The organism is Actinacidiphila acidipaludis (assembly GCF_019890725.1).
GTDB lineage: Bacteria > Actinomycetota > Actinomycetes > Streptomycetales > Streptomycetaceae > Actinacidiphila > Actinacidiphila acidipaludis.
In genome coordinates this window covers 20451-46343 of the sequence record NZ_JAINZZ010000038.1, presented here as the reverse complement: position 1 = coordinate 46343, position 25893 = coordinate 20451, and the positions used below count along the sequence as shown (strand labels likewise).

At 72.5% G+C, this 25893-nt stretch carries 25 protein-coding genes; 8 read left to right on the top strand and 17 right to left on the bottom strand.

Annotated elements, in window-relative coordinates; translation table 11 throughout:
• Positions 1-51: 51 nt before the first annotated feature.
• A complete protein-coding gene (locus K7862_RS25115) occupies positions 52-501 on the bottom strand; it encodes an SRPBCC family protein (protein WP_222966384.1) in 450 nt (149 codons plus the stop codon).
• An 18-nt stretch (positions 502-519) separates the two neighbouring features.
• The gene (locus K7862_RS25110; RefSeq protein WP_308012169.1) at positions 520-1122 is read right to left on the bottom strand and encodes a flavodoxin family protein; all 603 of its coding nucleotides are present in this window, start codon (positions 1120-1122) and stop codon (positions 520-522) included.
• Between the two features lie 94 nt (positions 1123-1216).
• Here K7862_RS25110 and K7862_RS25105 point away from each other — a divergent pair, with 94 nt between their 5' ends.
• The 3 genes from K7862_RS25105 to K7862_RS25095 all read left to right on the top strand — a co-directional run bounded on the left by K7862_RS25105 (position 1217) and on the right by K7862_RS25095 (position 3969).
• Complete coding sequence (locus K7862_RS25105) at positions 1217-1633, top strand: winged helix-turn-helix transcriptional regulator (protein ID WP_262413750.1); 417 nt, start codon at positions 1217-1219, stop codon at positions 1631-1633.
• Positions 1634-1731: 98 nt separating this feature from the next.
• Positions 1732-2097 carry a hypothetical protein gene (locus K7862_RS25100; protein WP_222966381.1) on the top strand — a complete coding sequence of 122 codons (366 nt, stop codon included), beginning with the start codon at positions 1732-1734 and terminating at the stop codon, positions 2095-2097.
• A 312-nt stretch (positions 2098-2409) separates the two neighbouring features.
• Entirely contained in the window at positions 2410-3969 is a 1560-nt protein-coding gene (locus K7862_RS25095) for an ATP-binding SpoIIE family protein phosphatase (RefSeq protein ID WP_308012168.1), read from the top strand.
• 124 nt (positions 3970-4093) lie between these two features.
• On the opposite strand, the gene K7862_RS25090 is transcribed toward K7862_RS25095, so the two are convergent.
• The gene (locus K7862_RS25090) at positions 4094-5755 is read right to left on the bottom strand and encodes a glycoside hydrolase family 27 protein (protein ID WP_222966379.1); all 1662 of its coding nucleotides are present in this window, start codon (positions 5753-5755) and stop codon (positions 4094-4096) included.
• Between the two features lie 704 nt (positions 5756-6459).
• Here K7862_RS25090 and K7862_RS25085 point away from each other — a divergent pair.
• Positions 6460-7260: an SDR family NAD(P)-dependent oxidoreductase gene (locus K7862_RS25085; RefSeq protein ID WP_222966377.1), complete on the top strand. Its 801-nt coding sequence runs from the start codon at positions 6460-6462 to the stop codon at positions 7258-7260.
• A gap of 32 nt (positions 7261-7292) precedes the next feature.
• Here the strand turns inward: K7862_RS25085 and K7862_RS25080 are convergent, their stop codons facing one another.
• The 5 genes from K7862_RS25080 to K7862_RS25060 form a co-directional block, all read right to left on the bottom strand.
• On the bottom strand, positions 7293-7889 hold the full coding sequence (locus K7862_RS25080; protein WP_262413749.1) for a TetR/AcrR family transcriptional regulator: 597 nt from the start codon (positions 7887-7889) through the stop codon (positions 7293-7295).
• Between the two features lie 89 nt (positions 7890-7978).
• Positions 7979-8158: a hypothetical protein gene (locus tag K7862_RS25075; protein WP_222966373.1), complete on the bottom strand. Its 180-nt coding sequence runs from the start codon at positions 8156-8158 to the stop codon at positions 7979-7981.
• A 157-nt stretch (positions 8159-8315) separates the two neighbouring features.
• A complete protein-coding gene (locus K7862_RS25070; protein ID WP_222966371.1) occupies positions 8316-9167 on the bottom strand; it encodes a hypothetical protein in 852 nt (283 codons plus the stop codon).
• Positions 9164-9688, bottom strand: a complete 525-nt coding sequence (locus tag K7862_RS25065; RefSeq protein WP_222966369.1) for a SigE family RNA polymerase sigma factor — start codon at positions 9686-9688, stop codon at positions 9164-9166. The genes K7862_RS25070 and K7862_RS25065 overlap by 4 nt, the downstream gene beginning before the upstream one ends.
• A 194-nt stretch (positions 9689-9882) precedes the next feature.
• Entirely contained in the window at positions 9883-10752 is an 870-nt protein-coding gene (locus K7862_RS25060) for a DUF3592 domain-containing protein (RefSeq protein ID WP_222966368.1), read from the bottom strand.
• Positions 10753-11075: 323 nt separating this feature from the next.
• On the opposite strand from K7862_RS25060, the gene K7862_RS25055 reads away from it, so the two are divergent.
• On the top strand, positions 11076-11417 hold the full coding sequence (locus K7862_RS25055; RefSeq protein WP_222966366.1) for an iron chaperone: 342 nt from the start codon (positions 11076-11078) through the stop codon (positions 11415-11417).
• A 141-nt stretch (positions 11418-11558) separates the two neighbouring features.
• Here K7862_RS25055 and K7862_RS25050 read toward each other — a convergent pair whose 3' ends face one another.
• The gene (locus tag K7862_RS25050) at positions 11559-11933 is read right to left on the bottom strand and encodes a hypothetical protein (protein ID WP_222966364.1); all 375 of its coding nucleotides are present in this window, start codon (positions 11931-11933) and stop codon (positions 11559-11561) included.
• A 193-nt stretch (positions 11934-12126) separates the two neighbouring features.
• Between K7862_RS25050 and K7862_RS25045 the strand changes: the two genes are divergently transcribed.
• Both K7862_RS25045 and K7862_RS25040 read left to right on the top strand, forming a co-directional pair.
• Positions 12127-13131 carry a helix-turn-helix domain-containing protein gene (locus K7862_RS25045; RefSeq protein ID WP_222966362.1) on the top strand — a complete coding sequence of 335 codons (1005 nt, stop codon included), beginning with the start codon at positions 12127-12129 and terminating at the stop codon, positions 13129-13131.
• A gap of 252 nt (positions 13132-13383) precedes the next feature.
• Complete coding sequence (locus K7862_RS25040; RefSeq protein ID WP_222966361.1) at positions 13384-15237, top strand: RecQ family ATP-dependent DNA helicase; 1854 nt, start codon at positions 13384-13386, stop codon at positions 15235-15237.
• A gap of 679 nt (positions 15238-15916) precedes the next feature.
• On the opposite strand, the gene K7862_RS25035 is transcribed toward K7862_RS25040, so the two are convergent.
• From K7862_RS25035 to K7862_RS25000, 8 genes are all read right to left on the bottom strand, one after another.
• Entirely contained in the window at positions 15917-16615 is a 699-nt protein-coding gene (locus K7862_RS25035; RefSeq protein ID WP_222966359.1) for a hypothetical protein, read from the bottom strand.
• A 222-nt stretch (positions 16616-16837) separates the two neighbouring features.
• Entirely contained in the window at positions 16838-17620 is a 783-nt protein-coding gene (locus K7862_RS25030) for an enoyl-CoA hydratase/isomerase family protein (protein WP_262413748.1), read from the bottom strand.
• A 6-nt stretch (positions 17621-17626) separates the two neighbouring features.
• Positions 17627-18766 carry a cytochrome P450 gene (locus tag K7862_RS25025; RefSeq protein WP_222966357.1) on the bottom strand — a complete coding sequence of 380 codons (1140 nt, stop codon included), beginning with the start codon at positions 18764-18766 and terminating at the stop codon, positions 17627-17629.
• 217 nt (positions 18767-18983) lie between these two features.
• On the bottom strand, positions 18984-20360 hold the full coding sequence (locus K7862_RS25020) for a cytochrome P450 family protein (protein ID WP_222966355.1): 1377 nt from the start codon (positions 20358-20360) through the stop codon (positions 18984-18986).
• Positions 20361-20373: 13 nt separating this feature from the next.
• Positions 20374-20940, bottom strand: coding sequence for a GTP-binding protein (locus tag K7862_RS25015; RefSeq protein WP_308012166.1), 567 nt, complete (start codon positions 20938-20940; stop codon positions 20374-20376).
• Between the two features lie 4 nt (positions 20941-20944).
• Positions 20945-21325 (bottom strand): DUF742 domain-containing protein, encoded by a 381-nt coding sequence (locus tag K7862_RS25010; RefSeq protein ID WP_222966353.1) that lies wholly within the window; start codon positions 21323-21325, stop codon positions 20945-20947.
• A complete protein-coding gene (locus K7862_RS25005; protein WP_222966351.1) occupies positions 21325-22143 on the bottom strand; it encodes a roadblock/LC7 domain-containing protein in 819 nt (272 codons plus the stop codon). The genes K7862_RS25010 and K7862_RS25005 overlap by 1 nt, the downstream gene beginning before the upstream one ends.
• On the bottom strand, positions 22140-23330 hold the full coding sequence (locus tag K7862_RS25000) for an ATP-binding protein (RefSeq protein ID WP_222966350.1): 1191 nt from the start codon (positions 23328-23330) through the stop codon (positions 22140-22142). The genes K7862_RS25005 and K7862_RS25000 overlap by 4 nt, the downstream gene beginning before the upstream one ends.
• 591 nt (positions 23331-23921) lie before the next feature.
• Here K7862_RS25000 and K7862_RS24995 point away from each other — a divergent pair.
• Positions 23922-25889: a helix-turn-helix domain-containing protein gene (locus K7862_RS24995; protein ID WP_222966348.1), complete on the top strand. Its 1968-nt coding sequence runs from the start codon at positions 23922-23924 to the stop codon at positions 25887-25889.
• Positions 25890-25893: the final 4 nt, after the last annotated feature.

The following is a 25893-nucleotide window of genomic DNA, read 5'->3' as shown; positions in this document are numbered from 1 at the left end:
CTTTCGCGGGCTTCGCGTTCCCCGCGGGAGGCGCGTGCTCCGGCCCCCAGATCAAGGTTGGCACGTAACGTCCTGGCCCGCACGCCCTGCCCGGCCGAGTTCGGCCGCGACCTTGTCCAGGCAGGCCCGGTAGAAGCCGCCGACCGCCGCGGCGGCGTCCTCCGCCGCCACACCGGGTACCGGCGCGAAGGAGGCCTCCCAGTGGATCTCCGACCCGCCCGCCCCGGCGTCGACGACCGTGATCCGGGCTTGGAACTCCGCGACGGGGACGGGCCCGGGGTCGAGGAAGCGGTACGCGTGGAAGCGCGGGCCCTCCTCCAGCAGGTGCTCGACGAGCCGCTCGCCGTCCTGCATCGTGATCGTGCGGGTATGCGCGGTGGTGTCCGCGACGACGCCGGCGACGCCCGGCATCCAGGTCCCGACGGAGTAGAAGTCGCCGATCAGGTCCCAGACCGTGGCGGCGGGGGCGTCGAAGCGCTGTCGTATGGCGAAGGTGTTCATGGTCGTCCTCGCGGTCCTTCAGGCGGCGAGCGCGCTGGTGCCGGCGACGCGGATCCGCGCCTGCACGGCCACGCGGGCGCCCAGGTGCCCGGCGGTGGCGATGTCGGAGGAGTGCACCGTCTCGGTGCCGCCGTCCTGCGGCGTCTGGGCGCCGGCCCCCAGCCAGAAGCCCAGGCGGTTGAGGTCGTCCTCGGTGGCCGTCAGGGCGTTCCAGCCGGGCGCCAGGCCCAGACCGACCCAGATCATGTGGTGCTGCGCCGCGAGGGCCGTCATGAAGTTCAGGGCGTTGAGCTTGTCACCGCTCTTGGAGGCGGAGTTGGTGAATCCGGCGGCGATCTTGTCCGCCCAGGTGCTGGTGAGGTACCGGCCGCTGGTGGCCTCGGCGAAGGCGTGGAATCCCGCCGACGCGCCGCCCATGTAGGTCGGCGAGCCGAAGACGATCGCGTCCGCCGCGTCGAGCTGCGCCCACTGCTCGTCCGTGATGGCGTCCACCGGGATGAAGGCCACCTCGGCTCCGGCCTTCTCCGCGCCGCGCCTGACGGCCTCGGCCAGGACGGCCGTGTGGCCGTAGCCGGAGTGGAAGGCGACGGCGACCCGGGGGGTGGGGGTGCTGGCAGTCACAGGAGTGCTCCTCAAATCGACTAAGTCTCTAAAGTAGATCAGACCTCTAAAAGAGTACAGGTGTGCTTTGGAGTGCTGGTGTACGATGAGGGGCATGTCACAGGAGGAGCAGCCGTTCGTACTGGACCCCAGCCGGCCGATGGACATCCTCGACGCGGCCTGCCCGAGCCGTGACGTGTTCGTCGACCTCGCCGACAAGTGGGCCCTGCTCATGCTGCTGAGCCTGCGGGAGCGCGGCGTCCAGCGGTTCTCCGAACTGCAGCGCTCCATCGGCGGGATCAGCCGGAAGATGCTGTCGCAGACGCTGCGGACCCTGGAGCGCGACGGCCTGATCAACCGCAGCGTCGACGGCCGGGCCACCCCTCCCCTGGTCCAGTACGCGCTCACCGACCTCGGCGGCGAGATCGCCGAGGAGACCCGTGTCCTGTGCACCTGGACCCACACCCGGGCCGCCAAGGTCCACGAGGCGCGGGTCGCCTACGACCGGCGCAACGCCCCCACCGCCGGCTGATCCCGGACGGCGGGTCCTTCCGGAGGACCGCTGACCCGTCCTCCGCCCGAGCAGGCGGATGAGCGGGTGAACTCAGGCAAACGCGTACAGTCACCGGTATGCGCGACAGTGACTTCGTACGCAGGATCATCGCCATCCTCACGGAAGCCCAGGAAGTGCACGACATCCTGAAGGCGGACCCGTCCCGCGGGGAGGAGGTGCTGAGCGGCACGATGCGGTCGCTGCTCAACGAGGTCCTGCCGACGGTGACGCTGCCGGCCCGCTCGACGCCCGAGGAGCTGTCCGAGGCCCTCAGCCTCCAGATCGGCCCGGTGTTCGAGCGGATCACCGGCGTCTTCTCCATGCTGTTCGTCTCGCTGGCGGAGATCCACGACGCCGGTCACACGGAGGTGTCGTCCGCGCAGATGCTGCAGGACCTGGCACTGCGGGCTGACGAGTTGTGGCCCGGCGACGAGTCCGAGTGACGGGCCGCCATGTCGCTTGCCTCGCGGAACACGTCGAGCCGCTCCTGCCGCTGCAGCTCCCGAAGGTCCACCTCGAAGTCGATCACCTCGGCCGCGTAGAAGCGGAAGACCGCCCGCACCCCGGGTGCCACACGAACGCATGACGGTGTCCCCTTCCATTTCCGGGACGGGGAATGGGTTTCTGGCCCGGGGTGCGGAGTGGGGGAATGATGGGGATATGGACATTCCGCCCAGCGTGCCTCCGTGTCGGGCGATGGTGGCGCTGCGTGCCGCACCGGCTCCGGGTCCCCTCGTCGGACGAGGACCGTGACGGTGCGCGGCCTCTCCCCGGCGCCCCGGGCGCGTCCGGCGCTGTCCACCCGCGGCCTCCGGCTGCTGCCGTCCTTCGCGCTGGCCGTGGCCGCGGCCCTGCTGACCATGGCCCCGCCCAGCGCGCACTTCGCCCTGCTGCTGGCCGTGGTGCCGTTCCTGGCCGCCGCCGTGCACGGCGTCCGCGTCACCGCGCTGTTCGGGGTGCTCACCATCGGCCTGTTCCTCGGCGTCGACCAGTCCCAGCACAGCAACAGCACCGACGTGACGCTGGTCAAGCTCGCCTTCCTGGCCGCCGCCGCGGCCACCGCCGTGCTGTTCAGCCATGTCAGAGCCCGGGAGCGGACCCTGCACAAGGCGCAGGACGTCGCCCTAGCGCTGCAGCAGGGGCTGATGCCCGGGGCTCTGAACGGGAACCACGCCGTCGATGTGTGCCACCGCTACCTGCCCTCCGACAGCGAGGCCGGGGTGGGCGGCGACTGGTGCGACGTCATCCGGCTGTCGGGGGCCCGCGTGGCGCTGGTGATGGGCGACGTCGTCGGTCACGGCGTGCACGCCGCGGCCACCATGGGCCGCCTGCGGACGGCGGTGCGCACCCTCGCCGATCTCGACCTCCCGCCGGACGAACTGCTGGCCCGGATGGACGATCTGGCCGCCCAACTGGCCGAGGAGGACGACACCCGGGACCTGGGCGCCACGTGCCTGTACGCCGTCTACGACCCGGTCTCGCGCACGTGCACGCTCGCGAGCGCGGGTCATCCGCCGCCCGCGGTGCTGCACCCCGACGGCACGGTCGGTTTTCCGCACCTCGCCGAGCACCCTCCGCTGGGCATCGGCGGCACCCCGTTCGTCACGACCACGCTGGACCTCTCCGAGGACACCGTCGTCGCCCTCTTCACCGACGGCCTGCTCGACCTGCGTCACTCCGAGGCCGACACCGCCCTGTCCGCCATCGCGACGGCCCTGCCGCCGGCCTCCCGCGCGCTCGAGGACATCTGCGACGACGTCTGGGCGCTGGCCCTGCCCGGGGGCGAGGACGACGTCACCGTGCTGCTCGCACGGGTCCACGCGGTGCCGGACAGCGCCGTGGCCACCTGGCGGTTCCCGGCCGACGCGCGCTCCCCCGGCCAGGCACGGGCGATGGCGGGCAGGCAGCTGGCGGCGTGGGGGCTGCGCGAGCAGAGCTTCGCGACCGAACTGGTGGTCACCGAACTCGTCACCAACGCGCTCCGCTACGCCACTCCCCCCATCACCGTGCGGCTGATCAAGACCGACGCGCTCATCTGCGAGGTCTCCGACACCAGCAGCACCGCGCCGCACATGCGGCTGCCGCGCCTGCTCGACGAGTCCGGCCGGGGGCTCCACATCGTCGGCGGGCTGGCCCGCCGCTGGGGTACCCGGCACAGCGCCGCCGGCAAGACGATCTGGGTGGAGCAGGCGCTCCCGGCGCCGAAACGGCCACCGGCCCCGACGCCCACCCGCATCGTCACCGGCCGCCCCGCCGCGCGCCCGCGGCCGGTGAACCCGCCCCGCCTGAAACTGCCCCGCCCCAAGCTGCCCTGAGCGAAGCCGCCCTCAGCGAAGCGTCCGGCCGAAACCGCGCTGAGCGCCGGCTCGGGCCACGAGGCGCGAGCCGGCGCCCACCCGGAACGCCGGGACGGGCCGGGGCGGGCCGGCTCAGCTCAGCTCAGCCGAGACGCCACTGCTGGTTGGCCCCGCCGTTGCACGTCCACAGCTCCAGCCCGACGCCGTTGACGTTGCCGGACGCCTGGTCGCCGCCGGTGACGTCCAGGCACAGGCCGGACTGCACTCCGGTGATCGTGCCGTCGGGGTTGAGGCGCCACTGCTGGTTGGCACCGCCGCTGCACGTCCACAGCTCGACCGCGGTGCCGGCCGACGTCCCGCCGCCGGTCGCGTCCAGGCACTGCGTACCGCCGTACAGCCGCAGCTCGCCCGCGGAGGTGGACGTCACCTGCTGGTTGGTGCCGCCGTTGCAGTCCCAGATCTCGATCTTGGTGCCGGGGGCCGTCTGGTTGTCGAAGGCGTCGAGGCAGCGGTTGGAGGACGCCCCGACGAGCGGGTGCGTGGTGCCCGTCGTGGTGGAGGAGCCGGTGGAGACCCGGTACATCACGCTGCCGTGGCCCGGCACGGTCGCGGAGATGGCGCCGCTCGTCGTGGTCTTCACGTGCGACCACAGGTTGTTGAGCGTGTAGGAGGACGACGCCGGCAGTCCGGCCGCGGCGGCGGTCGTGGAGATCGTCGCGGCGCCGGCGTTCTCGTTGAAGAGCACGACGGCCCGGTCACCGTTGGCCAGGGGCTTGGTCAGCACGTCCAGGCCGCCGGCCGAGGAGATCTCGGTGCCCTGCTTGCCGAGCGAGTCCTGGTCCACGGCGATGACGTCCCGGTTGCCGAGCAGGGACAGCGTGGCGGCCGAGGAGTTGGGCAGGTCGTTGCCGGCGATCAGCGGCGCGGCCATCTCGGCCCAGAGGCTGAACTCGCTGCGGTCCTCGGTGAAGGACATGCCGCCGTTGCCGACCTCGAGCATGTCGGGGTCGTTCCAGCCGCCCGGTCCCGCGTAAGCGCTGAGCTGCACGTTGGTGTGGAAGTTGGAGAGCAGCGAACCGAAGCTGTCGTTGATGTCCCCGGTGGTGCGCCACATGTTGCCGACGCCCGCGCCCCAGGTCCACACGTTGTCCTGGCCCCATTCGCACAGGCTGTAGAGGATCGAGCGGCCGGTCTTGGCCAGCGCGTCCCGCATCGTGGTGTCGCGCTGCTGCGGGGACGTGCCGTCGCTGTTGCAGTTGTCGTACTTGAGCAGGTCCACGCCCCAGGAGGCGAAGCTGTTGGCGTCGGTCTGCTCGTGGCCGAGGCTGCCGGGATAGCCCGCGCAGGTCTTGGTCCCCGCGCTCTCGTAGATGCCGAGCTTCAGGCCCTTGCCGTGGACGTACGCGGCCGTGCCGCTGATCCCGTCGGGGAACTTGGCCGGGTCCGGCACGAGATGGCCGCCCGAGTCACGGCTGCCGGACATCCAGCAGTCGTCGATGTCGACGTAGCTGTACCCGGCGGCCGCGAGTCCCGACGAGACCATGTAGTCGGCGACGGACTTGACCTTCTGCTCGGTGACGTTGCAGCCGAAGGAGTTCCAGTCGTTCCATCCCATGGGCGGGGTGAGGGCGAGCCCGTTGGAGAGCGCTTCGGCCTGCGGGGCCGGGCCCAGCAGCACGAGCGCCGGCGCGGTGACCGCGGCCAGTCCGAGCACGGTCGCGCCGGCCGCGAGCCGGGACCACAGCGAGCGGGGTGGACGGGACCGCCCGGAGGACCGGGAGGGAAGACGGTCGATGAGGGGCATGGGCGTGGCTCCTTCGTCGGGGTCGGACGGGAAAACCGGTGGGTGGTGCCTGGGCCGGGGCGGGGTGTGGGCTCCGTCGTAGGAGGTGCGACGTGCGCGGTGCGTCGCGCGAGGGGCGTCCGGCGCGGTGCACCGGCGCCTCGGCCCGGTGCGGGACGGTCGGGCGCGGTGCGGGGCGGTCAGGCGCGGGGCCGGGCCCGGGCGGCGGACGGCGCGGCGGCCGGGAGCGCGGGCTGCTGGAAAGGCAGGCGGAAGCTCAGGTGTCGATGCACGGCAGGGTCCTTCGCCGGTGGGGGGCTGGACAGCTCAGGAGGTGCTTCCCGGCTCTGGGGCGTGGGGCCGAAGTCGCCGGGTGACTGCGCGACAGTGTGAAGTCGTGTTCATTTGAGCGTCAAGGTCCGAGTCAAAAAAACATGTTCCAACGAAACGCAAAGCGGAAGGGCCGAGAGGTGTACCGAGCAGACCCTGCACGTGATCGCCGCACCGCGCTGAGCGTTCCTTCCGCAGCTCAGCGCGGCGGCGCCGACGGCACCCACCCCGCCACCGACCCCTGGGCACCCGGCCGCGGCACGGGTCGGCGATTCCGGGAATCCTCGACCGAGAGCCGCTAAGTCTACGGCTGTATACTTACTGCTGTCGGGGTCGCCCGCCGCCCGCGCCACCGGGGTGCGGCAGTCGGCCGGACCCCGGAAGGGAAGCGGAACATGAACCTCGAACTCACCGGCAAGCGCGCGCTGATCACCGGCTCCACCGCGGGGCTCGGCGAGGCGACCGCCAGGATGCTGGCGGCCGAGGGCGCGGCCGTGGTGATCCACGGGCGGAACAAGGAGCGGGCGGAAGCGGTCGCCGCCGCGATCCGCGCGGCCGGCGGATCGGCCGCTACCGCGCTGGGCGACCTGGCCGACGACGAGGGCGCCGCGGACGTGGCCCGCGCGGCGACCGCCGACGGTCCCGTCGACATCCTCGTCAACAACGCGGGCTTCTACCGCCACCTGTCCTGGGCGGACGCGTCACCCCAGGAGTGGAACGACACCTACAACGTCAACGTCGTCTCCGGCGTGCGGATGATCCGGCACCTGGTCCCGGCGATGCGCGAGCGCGGCTGGGGGCGCGTGGTGACCATCGGCGGCGGTCTGGCCTCCCAGCCGATGAACACCCACCCGCAGTACAACGCCACGCTGGCGGCCCGGCACAACCTCGCCGTCTCGCTGGCGCGCGATCTCAAGGGCACGGGCGTCACCTCGAACGTGGTCTCCCCCGGCGCGATCCTCGTCGACAGCGTCCAGGACCTCGTCACGGAGATCGGGCCGGCCCGTGGCTGGGGGCACACCTGGGAGGAGATCCACCCGAAGGCGGTCGAGGCGCTCATCCCCAACGACCAGAACCGCTTCGGCGAGCCCGAAGAGATCGCGGCGGCCGTCGCCTACCTCTGCGGCCCGCACGCGCAGTACGTCAGCGGGGCCACCCTCCGCGTGGACGGCGGACTCATCCGCTCGGCGTTCTGACCGCGCCACGGGCGAGCCGTTCGGACGGCCGGTTACGCCTCGGAACCCGCCGCCCCCGCGCGCCCGGTGACCGGTTCGAGCATGGCGGACAGCAGCTCGGCGAGGCGCTCGTCGTCGGCCGACGCCAGCGCCTCGACGCCGACGACGCTGCGCAACAGCCAGGTCCCGGCCGCCAGTGCGAGTCCCAACTGGGCCCGGAGGCCGGCTTCCTCTCCCCCGACCAGGTCGGCGAGCCTGGCCCCCACGTGCGTCTCGATCCCCCGCCGCACGATGTCCGCCGCCTCGGGGTCCGACGCCGAGCGGAGCATCAGCAGGAACGGGTCCAGGCGTTCGGCGCCGGGGGCCGTGCGCTCGGCCAGGGCCCGGGCCATCGCCCGCGTCAGTCCGCCGCGTTCGGTGCCGACCACGGTCGGCGGCCCGAAGGAGCGATCGACCGCCTCGGCGAACAGGCCCTGCTTCGAGCCGAAGTAGCGATTGATCATCATCGCCGTCACGCCGGCCCGCTCGGCGATCTGCCGGACCCCGGCCCGGTCGTATCCGTGCTCGGTGAACTCCACGACGGCGGCGGCCAGAATCGCCTCCCGCGTCGCGGCGGCGTCGCGGCGGCGCGGGGGTGTTCCACCAGTCATGGCGACGAGCATACGGCCCGTCGTCTACGGCCGTAGACGACGGGCCGTGGACGTCCGGCGCGGACGAGGACGTCCGGCGCCGGGCCTGGTCAGCCCATGCCCTGGTTGTGCCCGGTCGGTCCGGCGTAGTGACGGGACAGACCCGCCTCGTGCTGCCGCCGGGACTGCGTCATCCGGTGCGCCTCGGGAAAGTCGTAGCGCTTCATCCGGTCCCGCTCCGACACCGCGGCCCGCATCCGCCGCACCAGCCATTTCCATGCCGACGTCACGGCAACTCCCCCCAGCCGTCGTACCCGCGCCGGCTCACCGCCGGCGTGGCGCGCCCCGGGGCGCGTGACCACTATGTGCCCGGCCCGGGGCGCGCCACACGGGAGTTGAGCGGAACGTGAGCATGCTCCGCACCGCGGCGGGCGACGGGGGCGGGCGTCACGACGGGCAGGTGGCGTGGACCGTGCCCTGGACGTCGTCGACGCCGAGCGCGAACGGTGTCGCGCCGTCCAGCGTCACCGTCCAGCCGTGGACGACGGTCCCGGACCTCGGCTCGTCCGCGAGCCAGGTGGTGGGCGCGGGCCGGCCGCAGTCCGTGGTGCCCCCGCCGCTCCCCGTCGCACGCCCGTACCGGCCGGCCACCACGGGATCGCCGGGGTCCCCGCGCCGGGCGCCGCAGGTGATCCCGGTGATCCGCCCGCTGACCGGGTCCAGGGCCAGGGACGCGCGCCGGTCGAGCAGGGTGGTGCCCCGGTAGAAGAGCACGCCCGTCGGGTCCCCCGCGAGCACGCCGTCGGCCCGCTGACCGCAGGTGACCCCGGACCCGCCGTCGCCCCACACCGTCGCGAACGCCGCGGGGTCGGAGAACAGGGCCCGCACGCGCGTGAGGTCCACCCGCCCCCGTGTCCGCGGGTCCTGGTACATCGTGGCCGCGGGGAACAGCCCGCGGACCACCGTGTCGGAGTCGATCGGCGCGGCGGGCGCCGTCGACCGGGTCGGAGTGGCGGTCGCCGGTGGCAGCGGCCGCGTGCCGTGGCCGGCGCCCGTGGTCAGCACCACGGCGGCCACGGCGGCCGCGGCGGCGGCCGCCGCCCCGGCGGTGACGAGGATCCGTGCGCGCCGGGAGGCCGTCACGGTCCGGGCGATGGCCGACGGATCGAAGTGCGGCGGGCGCTCCGCCGTGGCGAACTCGGTCATGGCGGCGGCCAGTTCGGTTCGCCATCCGGGGTCTTCCGCGGCGGCCTGGGCCGAGGTCGTGTCGTCCATGGCGTCCTCGCGCTCTGAAGTCATCGTGTCCCTCCCCCGGCCGGGCCGGCGGTCCGGTCCTGGGCCGCCGCGCGCAGCTTGGCCAGGCCCCGGGCGGCCTGCGACCGAACCGTGCTCGCGCGGATCCCGAGTGCGGTGGCGATCTCCGCGTCCGTCATGTCGTCGAAGTAGCGCAGGACCAGGACCGTCCGCATGTTGACCGGCAGGGCCCGCAGTCCCCGCATCAGCTCGTCGCGGGAGAGGATCTGCTGGTACGCGTCGAACCCGGAGGCGGGACCGCCGTCGTCCAGCGGCACCTCCGTCCCCGAGCGCCGTCTGGACCGGTGCCGGTCGTACACCAGGTTGACCAGGACCCGCCGTGCGTACGCCTCCGGCGCCTGGGCGCGGCCGACCGTCCGCCAGTGCCGGCACAGCCGTTCCAGCGCGGACTGCACCAGGTCCTCGGCCTGCCCCCGCTCCCCGGTCAGCAAGAACGCGGTGCGGAACAGCGCCGCCGATCTCGCCCGGACGAACGCGCTGAACTCCGCCAAGTCGTCGGGACGCATTCCCACCCCCTGCTCGCGTCACCCGTACCGTCGTCTCACCCCCACCAGACGGCCGGGACCCCCATGCTGCTGCACGCGACGTCGCCCGTTACCCAGTCGTGACAGAGCCGGCGGTCAAGGGTGGCGGGACAGGTTGACGAGACGGGGTCAGGAGACGGGCACCGGCCCACTCGTGGCAACCCCCCGGCGTCCCGTCATGGCAGGGCGATCAGGCCCACCACGGTCACCGCCAGGCCGAGGACCGTCAGGAAACCGGCGAGGAACAGACCGCAGCCGCCCGCGAGGCGTTCCGCGGCCGGGTCCGCGGTGAAGACCGCCGGGTCGGAGGGTGCGTAGTGGATCTGGCAGGCGCTGCCCAGGGAACGCCGCACGTCCCGGATCCCGGTCCGGCACTGGCCGGTGACCACCCGGCCGTCAGACGTGGTGAACGCGACCACCGGGACGAAGGTGACCGTCCTGGCACCGCTGTCGTCCGTCGAGGTGTGCTCCTGCACGGCCACCACGCGTCCCGGCGCGGTCAGCGCACCGGTCAGCAGGGCCGCACGCCGGGACCGCTCATGGGAGGCGGCCACCGTCACCCGGCCCATCAGCGCCGCGAACGCCGCCCCGCCGCCGAGCGGCGCCCAGCCCCACCCGTGGTGCAGGGCGAGCCAGAGCAGCAGCGCGGCACACGCCGGGACCGCGAGGAGCGTCGGCCCGCGCAGGCCGCTCGGCGTCACGGCGGTGACGGACCCCGACACGGTGAACCGCTGCGGTCTGCCCGGCGGGTGCCGCACCCCGACGTCCCGCCCCACCCAGGCCTCGGTCAGCCTGCCGTTGCGCCGCGAGGCCGTCGGAAGCGTCAGCTCCGTCCCGCCGGCCGCGTCACGGAAGGCGATCACCACCGGTATCCCCCGAGCGCTGTCCGAACCCGAGGCCGGCGGGGTGTCCACCGCCACCACCCGCCCGGGCACGCGGACCGCCCGCCGCGCCCGGCTCACCCCGGCGAACGCGCGCCCGTACCCGACCAGCGCCGCCGCCCCGAACGCGCCGCCCACCACCGCCAGGACCCTGTCGGCCGTCATCCCCCCACCTCCACCGCGGAGGACGACCACCACCGGCCCGTGGTTGCGCCCGGTCGCGGAGCCGGACCGCGGTGTGTACCCGTGCACCGGCTGTCGTCGCCCACAGATCGGCTGGAACGCATCGGACCCGCTGCTCGCAAGAGGTTCGGCCGTCCAAAGCGCCGCCGGCCGTGCGGAGTTGGCTGTGCGGAGTTGGCTGTGCACGGCCGGGGCGGGGGGCCGGCCGGGCCGCCGACGCGGAGCGGACGTGGCGCGACGCCCGGGTCGGTTCCGCCGGTGCGCTGCGGGGGCGCGGGGGCGGTCCGCGGCCCACAATGAGCGGTATGGACGCCGACGTGCAGGCCTACATCGAAGCGATCGCCCCCGAGCACCGCCCGCTCTTCGACCGGGTGCACCGGCTGATCACGCGGGCGTACCCCGAGGCGGATCTCGTGCTGTCCTACGGCATGCCGACCTATCGGGTCGGCAGCCGGAAGCTGCACGTGGCGGTCTGGCGGCACGGCGTCTCGTTCTACGGGTGGGACAAGGAGCGGAGCGCGGCCTTCACCGGCCGGCACCCGGACCTCCTCAGCGGCAAGGCGACGATCCGCCTGCGCTCACGGGACGCGGCGGCCGTCACCGACGCCGAGTTGGGCGAACTCGTCCACGCTTCCCTGGACGCCTGAACCGGGTCCCGCGCGGTGGGCCGGACGCCGCGGCGTCCGCCGCGGACCGGGACAGGTCCGCGGCGGGCGCGTGGGTGGCCGGCCGCCGGCCGGGCGTGGTGCGTGCGTGCGTGCGGCGGCCGGCCGGGACGTGCGGCGGGGTCAGCAGGTCGGCGAGTCCATGATGCGGATCTTGTCCACGACCCAGCTGTTGTTCCACACGATGGTGTTCGGCCCGAGGCAGAGCGTCTGGCCGTTGGTGTAGTGCAGCAGCGCACCGTCGTCGTTGCGGGAGTTGAAGACGCTGTAGGCGCCGTACGCCGCCGAGCTGAGGTTCTGGTAGCCGCTGGTGACGTCCTTGTAGGCCGCGTTCCAGCTCTGCGCGTCCCACCGCGCCTGCGTCTTGTAGAAGCAGACCTGCGGGTATCCGCAGCCGTACGCGGTGTTCGCGCTGGCCGTGGAGACGCCGGCGAAGGTCACGGCGAGCGTGGCACAGGCCACGGCCGCGCCGGCGGCGAGCCTTCTCTTCGAGCGCATGGTTCCCCCTCGTGTCCGGGGCCTCGGTCGAAGCCCCCGTGCCGTCCAGACTCCCGGAGCCCACCGGTCACGGCGACGTGTTTCACGCGGGCCTGAATGTCGCAGCCGAGGGCCGTGGCGCGCCCGGGACAGGGGTGTGACGTGCTCCGTATACTCCGCGGCAGCACGAGTGCGCCGGCAAGGGGGAGGCCGCATGCTCAGGCTTGTCTTCACCACGGAGGACCTGGCCCGCGTCCGCGTGGCCCCGGGGCCGCATCCACTGTGGGAACTGGTGCTCGCCACCACGTTGCTCGGCGGTTCGCAGGGTCCCGCCGTCTTCGGCCCCTGGCGGCGGCAGGCCCGGCTCGATCTGGCGGCGCTTCCGATCTGGCAGCCCCGCCTGCTGCGCGCACTCGCCCCGCCCCGCGGGGACTTCCCGGACTTCCTCACGCCCGCCCAGGGCGCCGCCGGGCTGGAGGAGGGGATCGACGCGGTCCTGTCCGCTCCCCGTCGCCGGCTGCGGGCCGAGCTGCGCTGCCTGCCACAACTGCCGGGCTGGGCAGGCCCGTTGGCCGAGGGCGACCGCGAGGTCCTGCACGCACTCGGCCAGACGCTGCGCGACTGCTACGCCGTCCTCGTCGCTCCCTACGCCGAGCGCGTCGCCGCACACATCGACTCCGACCGGGCCACGCGGGCCCGGGACTTCCTGGCGGACGGCGGCGAGGGGCTCCTCGCCGGGCTCGGGCCGACCATGCGCTGGCGGGCGCCGGTGCTGGACGTCGACTACCCGGTGCGGCGCGACCTCCACCTGGCGGGCCGCGGGCTGCTGCTGGTCCCGTCCGTCTTCTGCTGGCGGATGCCGGTCACGCTGATCGACCCGGAACTGCCGCCCGTGCTGGTCTACCCGGTGACGCGGGAGGCCGGCTGGTGGGCGGCCCAGCACGGCGGGCGGGCGGCGTCGCTGGAGGCACTGATCGGCAGGCGGCGTGCGGCCTGTCTGCGTCACCTCGACGAGGGGTGCACCACGAGTGAACTCGCCCGCCGCATCGGCTCGGGAGCCGCCGCGGCGAGCCAGCACGCGGCGGTGTTACGGGAGGCGGGACTGATCGCGTCCGCCCGGCGGAGGAACTCCGTCCTGCACACCCTGACCCCGCTCGGCCGTGCACTGCTCGCGCAGAATCCCTCCCGCGCCGCCCGGTGGACGAGGCCGACTCGGTGACGGGGAAGAGGCGTTCGTCCCGCCGCCGGACCCGGAACGGCCCGCGCCCTCGACCGGCACCGAGCCGGGCGGCACGTGGGTCTTCCGTCACGGCGGCTCACGGTGCAGGGCGCAGGCCCGGCCGCGATGCCGCGGGGCGCCGGGAAACAGGGCAGGCGGGCCACCGCCGGGGAAAGGGCGGGGGATATCCCGCCGAGCCGGGGTAGCCGCCTGGCACGCGGTGGATCACCGCCCCGGCCTCCGAGGAGAACCATGCTCGCACTCACGTCCCGCCGCCTGCGCGGCACCGCCCGCCGCGTCTTCGGCTGGGAGCGCCTGCGGCCGGCCCAGCTCACGGCGATGAAGGCCGTGATGAACCGCCGGGACGTGATCGCCGTGATGCCGACCGGCGCCGGCAAGTCCGCCGTCTACCAGGTGCCCGCGGTGCTGCTCGGCGGGCCGGTCGTGGTGGTCTCACCGCTGATCGCCCTGCAACGCGACCAGATGCAGGGTCTGATCGAGTCGGGCGGCCTGCGCGCCGAGGCCGTCAACTCCGCCCAGCGGCGCAGCGCCAACGAGACGGCCTGGGACCGGATCAGCGCCGGCTCGGCGGACGTCGTCTTCCTCGCGCCCGAACAGCTCGTCAAGGACGACGTGCTGGCCCGGCTCGCCGCGATACGGCCGCGGCTGCTCGTCGTCGACGAGGCGCACTGCGTGTCCTCGTGGGGTCATGACTTCCGACCGGACTACCTGCGGCTGCGCCACGCCCGGACGGGACTGGGCAACCCGCCGGTGCTGGCGCTGACCGCGAACGCGGCCGCACCGGTGCGCCGGGACATCGCCGAACGGCTGGGCATGGCCGACCCGGTGGAGGTGGTCTCCGGCTTCGACCGCCCCGGCATCCACCTGGAGGTCCGGGCGTTCCAGGACGAGGCGGCCAAGGACCGCTTCGTCGTCGAGCGCGCGGCCGTCGAGGAGAAGCCCGGCATCGTGTACGCGGCGACCCGCCGGGCTGCCGACAGGATCGCCCGCGAGTTGTCGGACCTGGGGCTGGCGGCCGACAGTTACCACGCGGGGCGGCCCAGTACCCACCGCGCCGCCGTCCAGGACCGTTTCGTCGGCGGCGAGTTGGACGTGATCGTGGCGACCTCGGCGTTCGGGATGGGCATCGACAAGGCGAACGTGCGGTTCGTGCTCCACGCGTCCGTGCCCGGCTCGCTCGACGCCTACTACCAGGAGTTCGGCCGGGCGGGCCGGGACGGCGAACCGGCCCGGGCGATCCTCGCCTACCGGGCGAAGGACCTCGGACTGCAGCGGTACTTCGCCGCGGGGGCACCGGACGCGGACGCGCTGCAGCGGGTCGCCGAGCGGCTGCGCGCCGAGAGCGGACCCGTCGGCGCGACACGCCTGCGGGCGGACTGCGACCTGAGTCCGACGCGGCTGTCCGCGGTGCTCAACCTGCTGGAGGAGGCGGGGGCGGTCCGCACCGGACGCCGGGGCAGCGCCTGGACGGGCGGCGATGCGGACGGCGCCCGGTCCGGCTCCCGGGACGTGGTGGAGGCAGCGGTCGGGAAAGCCCTGGAGGTGGACGCCACGCACCGCAAGCTGGAGCAGTCGCGGATCGACATGATGCGCGGGTACGCCGAGACCGTGGACTGCCGCCGTCGCTTCCTCCTCGGGTACTTCGGCGAGTCGGTGGACGTGCCGTGCGGCGCCTGCGACAACTGCGCGGCGGCCGCGGCGGAAGTCGCCTCCGCGGGCTCCGCCGTGCCCGTCGGGCGGGATGGCGGGGCGGCGGACGCGCCGGGTGCCTCCCCGCGGCGACGCCGTCCGGCGGGCCGGCCGCGCAGGACCCCCGGCCGGGGCTTCCTCGGCCGCCGCGCCGCGGCGGCGCCCGCCGCCACCGGACCGGCCCCGGCCACGAGCCGCCGCGGCGCGCCCCGGGCGGGCGGGCACCCGTACCAGCCGGGGGTGCGTGTCCGCCACGGGCACTGGGGTGACGGCGAGGTGATGAGCGAGGGCGACGGCAAGGTGACCGTGCTCTTCGAGTCCGTCGGCTACCGCACGCTCTCCCTGTCCGTGGTGACGGACAAGAAGCTGCTCACCGCCGCTCCCGACCGGCGCTAGGCCGGCGAGGGAGGGCGTACGGGATCGGATCCCGTCGGACGAGACCGGATGAGCCGGGGTCGGCCGGGCTCAGCGGAGGCCGTGGCTCGGGGTGGCGCCGGAAGGGAAGGGCCGAACCCTCCGCCGGCGCCACCGCCTGATCACCCGCCGGCGTCGGCCGCCACCGCTCTGGGCTTGCGTTGTCTGTGGCAACTCCAGCCCCCCCACAAGCGTGACGGCCTCCGGCGGATGCCAGCGGGGCACCCACCCCCCCTCGGTCCGGGCCGGCATCCGGCGTCCGCGCTCACGGGCACACGGACGCCAGTGGAGTGCGCAGCACGGCTGTGCCGATGGGAGACGCCCCTTCTGGCTGATCGCTGCCCACGCTAGAGGGACACGGCCCGGTCGGACCATGGCACTTGTGCACGGTCCGGCGCCCCCGGGCCGCCGATGTGCACGGGCAGTCGGCCCAGGGGCGACGACCGTGCACATCGTGCGGCGGAGCGTCCGTCGATGTGCACGGCCGGCCGGTCGCACAAGAGCCGCCCCGCGGGACGAAGCGCAGGTGGCGGGGTCCGCGGGCGGTCTCCGGCGGTGATCTCGCGTCTCCGGTGCACGGAGGCATGGCGAAGTGCACGGTGAGGGCGGGAACGCCGCCCTCACCGTGCAGTTCGCCGGTGGTTCCGCCGGTGGACGTGCCTCAGACGTCGGTTCGGCGGCGAGTGAGCTCCTCGATGAGGCGGCGGGCCAGTGCCCCCGGGCCGACGGGGTTCTCCGCGGGCCCGTCGGGCGGCGCTTCGGCGGCCTCGACGTACTTGACCAGCTTTTCGAGCGCGGCGAGCTCGCCGGCGGTCAGGACCACGCCGGTCGGCGATCTGTCCCCCAGGGCCTTCTCCGCCTCGACGCGGTAGTGGGCGTCCAGGCCGCGGCCGAAGCGCAGCGGGAAGTCCTCGGCCCCGCGCTCCGCGGCGGCGGTGTGCGGAAGGTACTCGGCCAGCCGGGACGCCAGCCCGTCCAGGTCCTCGCCGGCCTGACGGTAGGCGGGACGGGCGTCGCTGCGGCTGTCGATGTCGAGCTGGAGCGCGAGGATGAACGCGTGGACCTCCGACGGCGGAGGAACCAGGCCCATGCCCAGCCAGCGGGGGGCGGGGAGCCCGTCGGCGCGGGCGGGCCAGGGGGTCATGGTGAGCGACCAGCCGGAGTTGCCGCACCACACCAGACAGGCCTCGCCCGGGCCGCGCAGCAGCGCCTCGCGCTGGAAGCGCGGCGAGAACCCGATCACGCCGGAGACCTCGCAGCCGCAGTCGGCGTGCGGGTGACCGGCCGCGCCCGTGAAGGCCGCGACCCTGGAGACGTCGGCCACGTCGTGGGTGAGCAGGAACTCCCCCACGGCGGCCATGTAGTGGCCTATCCGCCCGCGGAGATCGCTTCGTGCGCTCCTGGCTGCCTCGTGCTGTCCGTCAACAGCAGTCACGGCACTCCGATCAGGTCGTCGAATCGGGTTGTCGTTGCCCTCCGGCCACGGCCGGCGGGCGGCGTCCTGCGGACCTCAACCATCCTCGTGGGGCCTTGACTCCCGCAAGTCCCCCGCGCCGCCCGCCCCATGACGCACAGGAACCGGTCAGTCGCTCCCCTGACCGCTGATGCCCCTCAGTTGCTCGGTGAGGAGATAGGCGTCGAGCAGGGACGTGCCGGCACCGGCCCTGGTCCGCCGGTTGGCGACGATCAGGCGCTTGGTGAGCGCGACCGCCTGCGGCTTGCGCCTCAGGACCGGCGTCAGCCACTTCTCGGTGATGGCCCGGTCGATCTCCTGGACGACCTCCACGCGCTGGACGAGGTTGAGCTTCCTGGCGGTCAGTGCGGAGAACTCCGTGCCGGTGAGCAGGAGTTCGACGATCGCCGCTTCACCGGCCAGTTCGATCAGCCGGCCCAGTCCGCCGGCCCAGGCGGGGACGAGCCGCACCATCAGCTCCGGCATCCAGAACGAGGTGGTGTCGGCGGCGATGCGCAGGTCGCAGTTGACCGCCAGGACCAGGCCGGCGCCGATCACCCGGCCGTGCAGCCGGGCGATCGTCGGGACGGGCAGCGTCTCCAGCGCCTCGCAGACGCGCCGCGCCTTGTCGATCAACGCCGTCGTCCCGGCCCCGCTGGGGTCGGAGCCGAGCGTCTCGCGCATCTCGTCGCGGTCGGCGCCCCGGCAGAAGTCGTCGCCGGCTCCGGAGAGCACCACGGCCCGGACGTCGGGCAGACGGACGGCGTGGAGGACGGCGAGCAGTTCGTCCAGCATGGCGTCGTCGAGGGCGTTGCCCGTGTCCGGGGCGTCGAGGGTGACGTGCAGGACCTTCTTCTCGTCCAGGCGGACGAGCAGCGTCTTGCAGTCGTACATGGAGGAGTTGGGGATCATGATCTCTCAGGCGAGTGCGACGGGAAGGCTGCGCGGCCGGCGGAAGACCACCCGGGGGGCCCACTGCGGGGTTCTGGCGAGGTGCAGACGGGGGAAGCGGCGCAGCAGCCCGTGCAGCAGGGTGTGGGCCTCCAGCCGTGCCAGGGGCGCGCCGAGGCAGTAGTGGACACCGCTGCTGAACGCCAGGTGCCCCTGGCGGCGGCGGTGGATGTCGAAGCTGTCGGGGTCGTTGTGGCGCTCGGGGTCGCGGCCGGCCGCCGCCACCATGAGATGGACCGTCTCATCGGCCTTGACCTCGACGCCTTCCAGCACGGTGTCGTGGCGGGCCACCCGGGTGATGACGTGCGTCGGCGGGTCGTACCGCAGGGCCTCCTCGACGGCGCCGGGCACGTCCTCCGGGTGGCGGGTGAGATGGTCCCACTGCGCCGGGTGGTTCATCAGGGCGAGGACGACCTGGGACAGCATGCTGGCGGTCGTCTCCAGGGCCGCCAACAGGACGAACAGGACGAGGTGGTAGACGCCGTCGTCGGCGGCGTCGCGGTCCCGCTCGATGCGGTCCCAGGCGACGATCCAGCGGGAGACGGGGTCGTCGCCCAGGTGGTTGCGCCGCTCGGCGATGAGCGACCGGAAGTACCGGCGCAGCCTGCCGATGGCCAGGTCCGAGTGGGCCAGCTGGCTCGCGGACGGCAGGAGTTCCTGGGTGTAGACCATGTCGCGGGTCAGCTCCCGCAGCAGCGGGTGGTCGGCCTCGGGCAGCGCGAGCCAGTGGCCGATTGTCGCCACTGGCAGTTCCTCACTGACCGTGACATGGAAGTCCCCCTCGCCGGCGTCGAGTTCCTCCTCCAGCCGGTCGAGGAGCTTGCGGGTGATCACGGTGACCGGCGCCTGGAGGTCGTCGAGCGCGGAGCCGCCGAACATGCTGCCCGCCGAACGCCGTACCCGCTGGTGCTCCTCGCCGTTGAGTGACGGCAGGGTGCGGCTCATCTCCCGCGAGGCGAGGGACGTCCAGCGGGCCGACTCCGGCTGGCGTCCACGCCAGGAGGCGTCCAGCTCCAGCCAGTCCTCCCGTGACCGCAGGACGTGGTCGCACAGGTCGTACGAGGTGACGACGTGGCCCCCCCAGGGGGCTGCGACGACCTTCCCCATCGACGCCAGCTTCCCGTAGATCGAGAACGGGTCTGCCTGCCCGCCTGCTGAGCGCAGGCGGGAGAACAGCGGTGCAATTCCTCGGCGGTCGATGGGCGGAGATATCGCCGGCTCCACGACTACTCCTTCAGGGCTCGCGGCACGCTACAGACCGCTATGCCTACCCAAGCAGTTGAAGATTCAGACAATCAGAACAGGCCATCGTGATGTGCCACTGTCACTGGCCATTGATCCAGTCCACCAGGCGGCTGAACATGCCCTTCTTGCGCCGGGGGGCCTGCGGTGAGCCGGCCGACGACGCCGTGGCGTGCAGGGGTTCGGGCGCCGCGGCGGGGGCCGCGGGCTCGGCCGCGGCCATCGGCGCGGCGGCCGGGGACCTGCGCGGGATCGGCGCCGGCGTGGTGTACCGGACCGGCAGGCTCACCAGGGAGCGGGTCCACGGGTCCTGGTTCCACGTCAGGGCGTGGAAGTCGCAGCGCAGTTCGAGGTCCGGGAGCCGCTTCATCAGCGTCTCGATGGCCTTGACCGCGATGACCCACGCCGGGTCCTTGGCCGGGCAGGCGTGCGGACCGGCGCCGAAGGCCAGGTGCGACTCGCTGTTGACCTCGTTGCGCGCCGACGGGTCGGTGTTGGCCCCCGCGAAGCTGATCAGCACCGGGTCGTGCGCGTACAGCACCTGGTTGCCCACCTTGACGTCGGCCACCGGGTAGTGGGCGGCGTAGTTGGCGAGCGGCGCGTAGTTCCAGAGGACCTCCTGCACGGCGTCCCTGGCCGAGTAGTTGCCGGTGGCGTACTTCTCGTCGCCGAGCATCAGGGCGATGCCGGTGCTGATGGCCGCGGTCAGCGGCGCGGTGCCGCCCGAGAGCATCGTGACGAGCTGGTTGCACGCCTCCTCGTCGGTCAGGCCGGCCTGGTGGGCCAGCAGCCGGGAGGTGACGTCGTCGCCGGGCTGCCGGCGCTTGAGGGCGACCAGCTCGAACAGGGCGGTGCCCAGCATGACGTCGGCGTCGGGGACGCCGGTGAAGATGCCGGTGATGCCGGCGATGATGCGGTCACCGAGCTCGGGCGGGCAGCCGAAGAGGCTGCCGAAGACCAGCAGCGGCAGCGGGCTGGTGTACTCCTGCACCAGGTCCACCTGCTTGAGCGGGCTGCTGAACTGGCTGATCAGGTAGTCGGCGACCTGCTCCGCCTGACGGCCCAGCAGCTGCTCGTCGACGAGCTTGAGGCTGTCGGTGACGGCCGGGCGCAGACGCGCGTGGGCAGCGCCGTCGGCGAACAGCGCGTTCGGCCGCCAGGCCATCATCGGCAGGGCCGGGCTGTTCGGATCCACCCGTCCCTCCTGGAGGGCCCGCCAGGTGCGCGAGTCACGGATGAACAGGTTGGAGTTCTTCAGGACCTCCAGCGCCGTGGTGTACGCGGTGACGAGCCGCACCTCGACGCCGTCGGCGATGTCCACCGTGGCTATCGGGCCCATGGCCCGCAGGTAGTTGTAGTGCGAGTCCGGGTTCGCGCCGAACGCAGGCCCGTAGAGCTTCAGGTTCTCGTGGGCCGGGCACCCAGGCGGTGGCCCACTGTTCCCGGTGTGCTGTTCCATGTGTGGGCTCCTCTTACAAACGGGTGTCGATGTAGTGGTCGATGAGCGTGATCAACGCTTCACCTGTCGACTGCCGCCGGCGGACGTCGCAGGAGACGACCGGGGTGGCCGGCGAGACGCTCAGGGCGTCGCGTACCTCGTCGAGCGGGTAGCGCCGCTGCCCGTCGAAGTGGTTGACGCCGATCACGTAGGGCAGCTGGTACTGCTCGACCAGGTCCAGGACGGCGAAGGACTGCTTCAGCCGGTCCGGCCGGGGGTCGACCAGGACCAGGGCCCCGAGCGCGCCGCGGGTCAGGTCCTGCCACAGCTCCTTGAACCGCTCCTGGCCGGGGGTGCCGAACAGGTACAGCGTCAGGTCGTCGCTGAGGTTGACCCGGCCGAAGTCCAGCGCGACGGTCGTGGTCTTCTTGCCCGGCGTCGACGACAGGTCGTCGGTCGCCGCACTCAGGTCGGTGATGGGCTCTTCGGTGGTCAGCGGCCGGATCTCGGAGATCCCGCCGATCGCGGTGGTCTTGCCGACTCCGAACGAGCCCACCACGAGAATCTTCACCGAGGTCGGCTCGGTGGTGCCAATGGTCACGCTGTCACGCTCCGATCCGTAGATGCGCTATGAGACCTGCGCGAACTCGGTCCAGGAGCTCCCTGTCCGGTGCCTCGGCCTTCGGGATGGGCGGCCTGGAAACGAGCAGGCCGTCGTCGCGCAGCTGGGCCAGGAGCACCCTGCACACGCCGAGCGGCACCCCGATCCGTGCCGCGACTTCGTGCACCGACAGCGGACCGCTGCCGAGGAGGTCCCGGATGTTCGCGGCATCCCGGTCGACGATCCGCGCGTGCAGTCCCTCGGGGGTGATGGCGACCCAGGACGTGCGGTCGAACTCCTCTTCAGGAGGCAGCGCGGCCCCTCCGGCACGCACGTAGTAGGGGACTAACGAGTTGGTCAGTTCCAGGTCGCTGCCATCGTCCATCAGGCGTTCCTCGCCATCTCTGCTGGTTCCGGCACAACGGCGCGCATCTGGATGGCCAGCGCGCCGATGTCGCCGTCCGGCTCCGCCGCGGCGGCCAGGGTCCCGCCGTCGGGGGTGGCCATGGTGACCAGCCAGCCGTGATCGAACTCGACGACGGTCTGGCGGAGTTGGGCGTTCACGTGGCGGCCCAGGAACGGGGCCGTGGACTTGCTGAGCCCCTGCAGGGCGTGCATCGCCGCGGCGAAGCTGTCGGCGACGTCCGCCGCCATTCCGGCGGAGGCGCCTCCCGGCAGGCCGTCGGGGCGCACGAGGATCGCCTGCGTGGCCAGCGGCACCGCGTCCACGATGTCGTTCAGCCGGGGCAGGACCCGGGCCTGACGGACCTGCTGGGCGCCGGCCTGCGGCCGGTACCCGCTCTGCGGCACCGACGACTCGGTGCGGGCCTCGGCGGTCAGTTCCCGGCCCAGCCGGGTGACGAGCTGCTGCATGTTGGAGCTGATCAGCTCCATGTCGACGTCGGGGCCGGCCGCCGCCGCGAGGTAGGACCGCTTGCCCGCGGCCAGGATGAAGACCCACCCGTGGTCGAACTCGATGAGGGTCTGCCGCCATTCGTCGACCTCTTGCGCGCCCACGATCGTCCCGGTCGCACGGCTCAGCGACTGCAGCCCGGCGGCGGTCGAGGCGATGGCGTTCATCGCGTCGTGGTCCAGGCCCTGGGTGGCGCCCTGGGCGATACCGTCCGCGGACAGCAGGACGAGGTGCCTGGCGTCCGGGGTGCGGTCGACGACGGACTGGAGCATCCAGGAGTAGTCCCTCACCGGCTGTCGTCTCCCTCTGATGAGCGAACGGAAAGGACACGTCCCCCGCGGGTGCCGCGCTGCAGCGCACGCAGGCTGGCGGCGACGTCCTGACGGTCGTTCCGGCTCTCCTGAACCGGTTCCGGCGCCGGCTGCACGGCCTCGGTCCCGACCTCGTTCTGCCGGGGGGCACGACGGGGCAGGCCGTGCGCTGTGGCCCTGCCGAGGTGCTGCGTCTCGTCGTCCTGGCCGGGCTCGGGCGACGGATTCGTGGGCGGGGTCTGGGCGGCGATGAGCTCCTCCGTCAAGAGTTCACGGGGCAGGCGGACGACCGCACGGACACCGCCGTACGCCGATCGGCCCATGACGTCGACCGTGAAGCCGTGCTGGGCGGCCAGAATTCCCATGGCCGCGAATCCGGTACGAGGCGGATTGCCCAGGTCGGCGAGCGCGACACCCATTTCCCCACTGAGGAGCTGGGCGGCGCGGTTCCTTTCCTCGTAGTCCATTCCGACACCCATGTCGTCGATCTCGACGCACATACCGTTGTGCACGTTCTCGAACTGGACGTACACATTGGTATTGGGGTTGGAGTAGTCCGTGGCATTGTGCAGGAGTTCCGCGATGGCATGCGAGACCGCGGGAACGGCGGCCGCTTTCAGCCCCAGGGTCGGGGAATTCATGACATTGATGCGGTCGTACCCCTGGAGCGACGACTTCGCACCCTGGGCGACCTCGTAAAGGGTCGCCGGGCTGCGCCGCCGGCCGAGGGATCCGCCGCAGATCACGGAAATGGTCTGCAGGCGGCGCAGGGTCTGCCGGACCGCGTGGGACACCCGCATGAGGTCGAAGAGGACCGGGTGATCGCCGTACTTGCGCTCGATCTTCTCCAGTTCCGTCACGCTGCCGACGGTCAGTGTCTGCAGCGTGTGGGACCAGGCCTTCATGATCTCCTTGGCGCGCGCCTCGGCGTCCAACTCGGCCTGCTGCAGGTCGGCCTGACGTCCGGCCAGCAGGTTTTTGTGGTCCTGCTGGAGGCGGAAGTACTCGCCCTGCAGACTTTCGTGGGACTGCCGCAGGCTCAACAACTCCTGGCGGTGCTGCCCGATGGTTCTGTCCTTGCCGCGCTCCCGCCGCCGTACTATGAGGCCCCCCACCACGACCACGACGACCAAGACGCCCAGCAATACGTATGCAAATGCACTCATGGAACTCTTTCCTGGCGTAAAGCCCGCTGCAAGCCGAAGGTGGAGCATCCTTACTGGTGTGCAGTTCAAACAAGGTGACGCGTCTGACTGCGTGTACAGGGACGGCGAGGATCACCGACCAGGTACAAGATCCAAGTGGATCATGATCACAGGTTTGAAGATGCTACCACTGGCATAGTCACCCTTCACCCGGCGCGAGATGCCCCAATTAAGACCCTTCGCGAGGTATTCCGGTTTGTCCCGGAATTTGTGGCAGCCGTCCGATGAAAGGCCGATGGACACCAGGCTACGGGAGCAATGTTGCTCCCGTAGGTGGGCGGTTGTCGGCCGATTGGCAACCGAATTCGGGCGCTTCCGGGCAGGAGCAGTCGGGAGTCGCCGCCCGCCCTTACCGTCGGGCCGGAAAGATCCCGCCGAGCCGCGCCCTGCGCGCGCCAAGATTCACCCGATCGAGTGAGGCCCGTCCGCTTCCTGACATCTCCCGGCTCCGCAGCGAGAGGCAGAGGGTACCCCCGTGGCCCCCCGAACTCCCCGCGACGCGCCGAGGCGTTACTGTCGGGCGGTTGCCGTCGGAGAGTGAGGGGAGGGTGCATGTCCACGCTGGGCTACCTGGTCGACAAGAAGCCGGCGCTTCGCCTGAGGTATGTGGTGCCGAGCCAGGCCGGCCGGCACGAGCAGCAGCGCGTCACCTCCGTCACCCCGCTCGAACCGGGCGCACAGGTGGACGTTCGGCCCGGGACACTGGTGCTGGTCGACGTCCCGGCGTCCGCCCTCTCCCGCCAGGCGACCGCCCAGTTGACGACGCTCGTCGCACGGCTGGCCGCGATCCGCGACACCGCCCTCGCGCTCCGGGTGCCGGAGAAGATCGTCCCCGACATCCCCGACCAGCTCTGCCGGCAGGCCGAGCGGGTGGCCGTCCCGCTGCTCAGCAGCTCGGCCCCGCTCCGCGCGTGGGACGGGATCAACGGCGACCTGAGCCGGCAGCGGGCGCTCGTGGCCGAGGAGCAGACCGAGCGTCTCGAGCGCCTGCTGGCGCTGGTGCCCACCCGGCTGGGCGACACCGGCGCCGTGCGCCAGATCGTCGACTGGCTGGCGATCGCCCTCGACGCGGACGTCATGGTCTGGTCGAAGTCCCGGGGCGTCGTCACCGCCTCGTCCGACAGCGCGCGTCTGCGGCTGGCGCATCTGGTGATCGGTGAACCCGCCGAGGATCTGGCGGAACTGGGGCTCGTCGGCATCGCCGACGCACGGCTCGTGGCGGTCTCGCCCGGCGACCCGGAAGAGGCCAAGCTGGCGGTGGGCGCGCGCCGGCCGCTGGACGCCGCCGCGTCGTCCCTGATCCAGCACGCGGCCCGGATCCTGGGTTTGTGCGACCGTGCCGCGAGGGACCAGACCGGCCCGGTGCCGCGGTCGGTCCGGCACGCGGCCTTCCAACTGCTCATGCGCGCCGACGTGGTGATGGCACAGGTCGTGTACCAAGGTGCCACCAAGACGTTCCTGGACACGCCCGCCGCGACGGTCCACGTCGTCGACACCGGGCCGCACGACCGTGAGCCGACCCTGCGCTGGTGCGAACACCGGCTGGACAAGCTGGCGCTGGTGACCGCCTGTCCGGGCAAACCGAAACACATCCTGGTCCTGGTCCCGGAACGCAGCGCGGAGCAGGCCGGCAGGGCGCTGCGCGACATGATCGCCGTCCGCGACGGCCACCTGATGGGCGTGGGTCAGCCGCATCCGCTGGAGCAGACGGCCGTCGGCTACGGCGAGGCGCTCAACTCGGTGCGCAAGGCGCCCAGATCGGCGGACCGCATCTGCGTGGGCGGGAGCGACGCGAAGCTCGCGCCGCTTCTTCCCCGGCGCGCCGCGCAGGCATGGGCGCGGGACCTCGTCGGTCCGCTCTTCGCTCCGCCGTCCGGCAAGCGGGAGGCAGAAGAACGCGCGTATCTGCTGGAGACGGTGCCGATCGCGCTCAGCTTCAAGGGCACGGAGGCCGCCGCGGCCCTCGGCGTCCACCGCAACACCGTCGCGCAGCGGCTCAGCCGGGCGGAGCAGCTGCTCTCGCTGGATCTGCGCACCTCCATCAACAACCGCATTCTCGTCCTGCTCGCGCTGGAACTGCTGGCGCTTCCCGCCGAGGACGCGGACGCCCCGGATGCGGCGAGGAGACCGGGCGGACCGGCCGGCCCGGGCGAACCGGTCGCCTTCGAGGACCTGTTGGGGAACGCGTCCGCCGCGGCCATGTTCCGGGAGTGGGCGGAGGAGCGGCTGACGCCCGTCCGGGCCGATCAGCGGGATCTGACGGAGACCCTGCGGGTCTGGCTCGAGTGCAACCTCAGCACCAAGGAGACGGCCCGGGCGCTCGGAGCCGGCATCACCACCGTCCGCCAGCACACGCGGGACGCCGCGCTGCAGCTCGGCATGGACTTCGCACCCGCGCCGCGGGGCATGCACGACGCGGATGTGGCCACCGTCGCGGACATCGGCCTGGCCCTCCACATCCTCTACGGCCGGCCGCATCTGCATCAGCCGACGAGGGTCGACGGCCCGGCAGCGGGCTGACGTC